This window comes from uncultured Mailhella sp. (assembly GCF_944324615.1).
Lineage (GTDB): Bacteria > Desulfobacterota > Desulfovibrionia > Desulfovibrionales > Desulfovibrionaceae > Mailhella.
Genome location: NZ_CALUWY010000105.1, coordinates 1 through 5,805, shown reverse-complemented (window position 1 = coordinate 5,805; position 5,805 = coordinate 1). Strand labels below are relative to the sequence as shown.

Here is a 5,805-nt window from a genome sequence, read left to right as displayed (position 1 = left end):
CTGAGGGGGCCCGGGGGGAATCATTCCCCCCGGCGGGGTGCGGGGCGGCGCCCCGCGTGCCTTTCCTGCCTTTCCTGCCTTTTCTGTCTTTTCTGCCTTTCCGGGCCTGGATACAAAAAGGGCGGCGAAGGCTTGAGCCACGCCGCCCTGAAGGAGCAGGGAAAGGGGGTTACGCCACTTCGGCGGCGGGCTTTTCCTCTTTGGCGTGATGCGCGGGGGCCTTGAACTGCATATTGTAGAGGGTGCGGTACTGGCCGTTGGGGATAGCCATGAGTTCCTCATGGCTGCCGAGTTCGACGAGGCGGCCCTCGTTGATGACGGCGATACGGTTGGCGTTCTTGACGGTGGAGAGGCGGTGGGCGATGACGAACACCGTCTTATCCTTCATAAGGTTGTCGATGGCGCGCTGCACGATTTCTTCGGACTTGTTGTCCAGGGCGGAGGTAGCTTCGTCCAGAATGACGATGGGGGCATTCTTGAGGAAGGCGCGGGCGATGGCGACGCGCTGCTTCTGGCCGCCGGAAAGGAGTATGCCGCGTTCGCCGATATAGGTTTCCACGCCCTTTTCCAGGGAGTCGATGAAATCGCTGAGGCAGGCGTTGTGCAGGGCCTTTTTAATATCCTCATCCGTGGCGGCGGGGTTGCCGAGGAGGATATTCTCCTTGATGGTACCGTCGAAGAGGAAGTTATCCTGGAAGACCATGGCGATATGCTGGCGCAGGTCGTTCAGGGCAAAGTCGCGCACATCCACGCCGTCCACCTTGATACTGCCCCTGGTCACGTCGTAGAAACGGGGCAGGAGGCTGACGAGAGTACTTTTGCCGCCGCCGGAGTTGCCGACGAGGGCGAGCATTTCGCCCACGCGCACATCAAGGTTGATGTCGTGGAGCACTTCCACATGCTTGTTGTAGCAGAAGCTGACATGCTCGAAGGTCACGCCCTTCTTCACGCCGGAAAGTTCGGCGGGATGCTCCTTTTCCAGAAGAACGCAGGGGCGTTCCAGCAGGGAAAAGACACGCTCGATGGCGAGGAAGGACTGCTGCACGGAAACCGCCACATTGGTAATGTTCTTGAGCGGCGTATAGAGCATGAGCAGAGCGGTGATGAAGGAAACGAAGTTACCGGCGGAAATGCTGCCCTGCACGATGAGCCAGCTTCCGAGGGCGATGGCGAGGCCGAGGCCGATGGAAATGACGAAGTGCATGAACGGGGTGATCCACGCGGTACGGCGCGTCATGGCCACGGTAAGGGTGAACACGTCGTCCAGCAGGCCGTTGAAGCGTTCCTTCTGGCGTTCCTGCAGGTTGTAGGCGGCAATGGTACGGTTGCCGGAGAAGGTTTCGTTGTAGGTGGTATTGAGCTGGAACATGCAGGTGTTGTTGCGCGAAACCAGCGACTTCAGCAGCTTCTTCACCTTGGTGAGGGGAGCCACGGCCACCACAAGAATGACGATGGCCAGAATGGAGAGCTGCCAGGAATTATAAAAAAGCACGCCGATGAGGGCGATGGAGGAGCAGATACGCGTGAGGAAGCTCTTCAGGTTGCCGAGAAGTCCGGAACAGGCCAGTTCCGCATCGGAGTTGAAGCGGAAGAGCACTTCGCCCGAGGTGGTCTTGTCGAAGAAGGAAGGTTCGATTTCCACCAGCTTCTTGTACAGGCGCGACTTGAGGCCCATGGTAAGCTTGCCGCCCACCCAGGCATTGAGGTAGGCGCCGCCGAAGTTCAGCAGCCCCTGCACGGTGGTGAAGCCCACAATGAGCAGGGGGATGTACCACGGCGATTCCATGCTCTTGCCCACCACCACGATATCGGTATAGGGCTTGAGGAACAGTGCGATGACGGCATCCAGACTGCCGACAGGAATGCATATAAGCAGTGAAAGCAGGGCGATGGGCCAGAACGGCTTCACGAACGGCCACATACGGCGGTAATTGACGACGAACTGGTTTTTATTCAGGACCTGCTTCAGATCTAATTTCATCATAGAACTCCATGGCAGAGGGGCTGTTCCTGCAAAGACACGGGAACAGCCCATGGTAGCCGTGAAAAGCCGCCTTGGCAAGCGAAGGGCTTATTCCACCGTGACGCTTTTGGCGAGGTTGCGGGGCTGGTCCACATCCTTGCCCAGATAATCGGCCATCTGATAGCTGAAAAGCTGAAGCGCAGGCAGCGCGAAGAAGCCGGACAGCGCGGGAAGGGACGCGGGGAGCACCCAGAGTTCCTCCACCTGAAGGTCGGGCGTGCGGCCCTCCCTTTCCTGCACCAGGGCAATGACACGGCCCTGCCGGGCGAGCACTTCCTGAATATTGGATTTCACCTTGGCAAAGAGGGCATCGTCGAGGGCCAGGGCAAAGGTGGGGAACTGCGGGTCGATGAGGGCAATGGGACCGTGCTTCATTTCCCCGGCGGCGTAGCCTTCGGCATGGATGTAGGAAAGTTCCTTGAGCTTGAGCGCGCCTTCCAGAGCCAGGGCGTGACACTGGCCGCGGCCGAGGTAGAAGAAGCTGCGCGAGGAGGCAAAGCGCAGGGCAAGCTGCGCCGCCCTTTCCTGCATGGAAGGAAGCGCGGCGGCAAGCCTTTCCGGCAGTTCGAGAAGCCCGCGGAGCATGGCGTTGTCCGTCACGCCGTTTCTCTGCCCGTAATAGAGGGCCATGAGGGCGATGAGCACCATCTGACTGCACATGGCCTTGGTGGAAGCCACGCTGATTTCCGGCCCGGCCTGGGTATAGAGCACCACGTCGGCCTCACGGGCAATGGAGGAACCCACCACGTTGCACAGCCCTATGACCTTGCAGCCCTTTTCCCGGGCAAGACGGAGCGCGGCCAGCGTGTCCGCCGTTTCGCCGGACTGGCTGATGACCATGACCACTTCGCCGGGCAGAAGCATGGGGTCGCGGTAGCGGAATTCCGAGGCAATGTCGAGATCGGTGGGAATGCGCCCCACCCCTTCCAGAAGCTGACGGCCCCAGAGACCTGCGTTGTAGGAAGTACCGCAGGCCACGATGTGCAGACGCGAAGGCACGGGGAGCGCGTCGAGTTCATGCAGCAGCACGCGCGGCCCGTCCTTTTCTTCCGCCACACGGCCGGTGAGGCAGTCGGTGATGACGCGGGGCTGCTCCATGATTTCCTTGAGCATGAAATGCTTGTAGCCGCCCTTGGCCGCGGCCTGCATGTCCCACGGCACATGGCTCACGCTCTTTTTCACGGGAGAAAGGTCGGCAAGGGAAAGCACTTCCCACTTCGGGCCCTTGATGCGGGCCAGTTCCCCGTCTTCCAGAAAGACCACGTCGCGGGTATAGGGCAGGAAGGCCGGAATATCGGAAGCAAGGAAGCATTCCCCCACGCCCACGCCCATGAGCAGCGGCGCGCTCATGCGTGCGGCGTACATGACACCCGGTTCCTCAAGGGCGATCATCACCACGGCATAGGCACCGTGGGCGCGGCGCAGCGCGCGGGCAAAGGCCTCGCGCAGGGAGGGAGCGGCCTTTCTTTCCTCGCCTATGAGATGGGCCAGCACTTCCGTGTCGGTATCGGAAAGGAAGGTATGGCCCTTTGCGAGCAGTTCTTCCTTAAGTTCCTGAAAATTCTCGATGATGCCGTTGTGAACAATGGCAATCCTCCCGTCCTGGGAAAGATGCGGATGGGCGTTCTTTTCCACGGGCAGACCGTGGGTGGCCCAGCGGGTGTGGCCCATGCCGGTGGTGGCCAGCATGTAGGCGTTCTCTTCCAGCTTGGCCTCCAGGGCCGAGAGCTTGCCCGCCGCCTTCACCACCTGAAGGCGGCCCGCCTGTTCAAAAGCCACGCCCGAAGAATCGTAGCCCCGGTATTCCAGGCGATGCAAACCTTCCACCAGCAGGGGGACGGCGGGACGATGCCCGCTGTAGCCAATGATTCCGCACATATAAGAACTCCTGTTTAGGGAACGTATACGGCCTTTATACAGAGGGAACGGCCTGTGGGCAAGTGCCCTTCTCTCTGCTTCAGCAAAGGGCAGAAGGAAGGGGCGCGGAAGGAAAAAAGGGAGCCGCCGCCCGACATGCCGACGGAAAAAACGGAGGACAAAAAAAGCCCGCCTTTCCGAAGAGAGGCGGGCCTTGCATCCGGATACGCGATTACTTCGCGGCGGGAGCGGGAGCGGCCGCAGGCGCAGCGGGCGCGGCAGGCGCCGCGGGAGCAGCGGCATCGTCACCCTGGCCGGCATTGGCGGGTTCCGGCAGGGCGGGCATTTCCAGAGAAGGAAGCTCGCCGAAATCAGCCTTGTTCGCATCCATGATGGTCTTCACGGCGTCGGTCATATCCACTTCCGGGCTGTAGGAAGGCATGACTTCCTCGCTGAACAGACCGAAGAGGTCATGATCGGTGCGGCACTTCTCGAAGGCCTTCTTCATTTCGGTCTGGAGCACGTTCATCACATGTTCCTGATCCTGCTTGATGACGTTCTGCAGGAAGTATACAAGGCTCTGCAGTTCCTTTTCCAGCTTCTGGACTTCGGCTTCGTTCTTGTCGGCACGGGCCTTTTCCAGCTTGGCCTGCACGTCGCCGAGCACGGCCATGGCCTTGTCCTCCAGCTCGCCCACACGGGCTATGCCCTGCTTGCCGAGCTGGCTTTCCTGATAAATTTTCGCCACCTGCACCACACCGAACTGGGGCGCGGGCTTCTGCGGCTTCGCTTCTTCGTTGCAGCCGCCGAGAAGGGCAAGCATGGACACAAGGGCAAGAGAGGAAACAAGGTTCCTGTTCATCATAATCTCCTGTAAGGTAATGTCCGCCGCTCGCGCGACGGAAACGCAGGAAAAGAGATATCCTTTTTGCCCCCGCTCGGCAATGGGGCGGGAAGGATAAAAAAATTTTCCGGCCGCGAATACGGGTGCAGGCTTGACAAGGGCCGCGTGCCGGGAGCATTCCCACAACGAGCAGAAGCACCAAGGCGCGGCCGGGAGGGCCTGCGCCACATACCATAAAGGCAGGAAAGAACCTATGGCAGATCCCAGATCCGAAGCGGCCATTGAAAAACTGCGGGCGGAAATGGACGCCCTCGACGACGAAATCCTCACCCTGGTCCGCAGGCGCTTCAACCTGAGCCGCCGCATCATGACCGATCAGCACCGTTACGGCATGCCGGTGGAAGTGTTCAGCCACGAACGCGAACAGCAGACCATCGACCGCCTCAAGAAACTCAACGACGACTCCGACTGCCCCATGCGCAGCGCGCATATCGGCAACATCTGGCAGATCATCTTCTCCTGCACCCGCGTGGGCTGGTAGGAGAAGGCCGGAAAAGCGCCCTTCTCCACCGACGGACGCAGGAAAGAGAAAAGCGCGGGCCCTGCCCCGCGCTTTTTTTATGCCCGGCGGCCGGGCATGACCTTGCCATCGCCTGTGTGACGCAAACGCCCGTCAGCGCCGGACACACTGTACAGGGTGCGGGACCTGCACGCCGGGCATGACGTTTAACGCCGCGAGTGAATCGCGGCTGCTTATGCCCGGCGGCCCGGCCGCCTGAAGGCTGGCCGGGGGCCCCAGAGCGTTGATACACGGCCTTCCTTCGCAAACGAAAGCAGAATGAAGCGTTGAAAACGGCTTTATTTCCCGCAAACAGAGCCTGTCCGGGCGTTTGAGCCATGCTTTTTCCGAAAACGGGCGCAGAATAAGGCAGAGTCCGACGTACAACGCCCCATATCTTGAAATCCTTTCCTTTATCACTGTTTTCCGGCAGCGGCCGGAAAACAGTCGGCCTGCGTGAGCGGGTCCGGCAGGACACGCTCACACTGAGGTGGCAGCCCACACGCCGTCTGCTGGAACGTT

4 protein-coding genes are annotated in these 5,805 nt (G+C 60.4%); 1 reads left to right on the top strand and 3 read right to left on the bottom strand.

Going from position 1 to position 5,805, the window contains the following annotated elements; translation table 11 throughout:
• Positions 1-169: 169 nt before the first annotated feature.
• From Q0K07_RS12810 to Q0K07_RS12800, 3 genes are all read right to left on the bottom strand, one after another.
• Positions 170-1,984: an ABC transporter transmembrane domain-containing protein gene (locus Q0K07_RS12810; protein ID WP_294559752.1), complete on the bottom strand. Its 1,815-nt coding sequence runs from the start codon at positions 1,982-1,984 to the stop codon at positions 170-172.
• Between the two features lie 87 nt (positions 1,985-2,071).
• A complete protein-coding gene (gene glmS / locus Q0K07_RS12805) occupies positions 2,072-3,901 on the bottom strand; it encodes a glutamine--fructose-6-phosphate transaminase (isomerizing) (protein WP_294559751.1) in 1,830 nt (609 codons plus the stop codon).
• A gap of 211 nt (positions 3,902-4,112) precedes the next feature.
• The gene (locus Q0K07_RS12800; protein ID WP_294559750.1) at positions 4,113-4,745 is read right to left on the bottom strand and encodes a hypothetical protein; all 633 of its coding nucleotides are present in this window, start codon (positions 4,743-4,745) and stop codon (positions 4,113-4,115) included.
• Positions 4,746-4,977: 232 nt separating this feature from the next.
• Between Q0K07_RS12800 and Q0K07_RS12795 the strand changes: the two genes are divergently transcribed.
• A complete protein-coding gene (locus Q0K07_RS12795) occupies positions 4,978-5,265 on the top strand; it encodes a chorismate mutase (RefSeq protein ID WP_294559749.1) in 288 nt (95 codons plus the stop codon).
• Positions 5,266-5,805: the final 540 nt, after the last annotated feature.

Coding starts and splice junctions, on each gene's coding strand:
- Q0K07_RS12810 (WP_294559752.1), bottom strand. CDS start 1,984: ATGATGAAATTAGATCTGAAGCAGGTCCTGAATAAAAACCAGTTCGTC.
- glmS (WP_294559751.1), bottom strand. CDS start 3,901: ATGTGCGGAATCATTGGCTACAGCGGGCATCGTCCCGCCGTCCCCCTG.
- Q0K07_RS12800 (WP_294559750.1), bottom strand. CDS start 4,745: ATGATGAACAGGAACCTTGTTTCCTCTCTTGCCCTTGTGTCCATGCTT.
- Q0K07_RS12795 (WP_294559749.1), top strand. CDS start 4,978: ATGGCAGATCCCAGATCCGAAGCGGCCATTGAAAAACTGCGGGCGGAA.